Source organism: Bradyrhizobium cosmicum (assembly GCF_032290525.1).
Classification (GTDB): domain Bacteria; phylum Pseudomonadota; class Alphaproteobacteria; order Rhizobiales; family Xanthobacteraceae; genus Bradyrhizobium; species Bradyrhizobium cosmicum_A.
In genome coordinates this window covers 1-231 of the sequence record NZ_JASXTA010000655.1, presented here as the reverse complement: position 1 = coordinate 231, position 231 = coordinate 1, and the positions used below count along the sequence as shown (strand labels likewise).

Sequence of the window (231 nt, the reverse complement as noted above, 5' to 3'; positions counted from 1 at the left end):
CTGCCGGACATCTCGACACGCTGGAAGAATGGGCACGCAGCCTGCAGCCGCGAACGGTCCTCTCCTATCTCGATATCCGTCTGAACGGTTCGGGCCTGATCGGCGGCGCGAAGCTTGCGGCCCAACTGGAGGCGGCGCTCGGCCAAAGCCTGATCGAGGATCTGCCGGTGAAATTCGCCACCGTCGCGACCGAAGTGCGCACCGGCCACGAAATCTGGCTGACCCATGGCC

1 pseudogene is annotated in these 231 nt (G+C 64.9%); it reads left to right on the top strand.

Features of this window, described 5'->3' with window-relative positions:
• Positions 1-231: pseudogene (locus QSV46_RS41235) on the top strand (phospholipase); the annotation flags it as partial.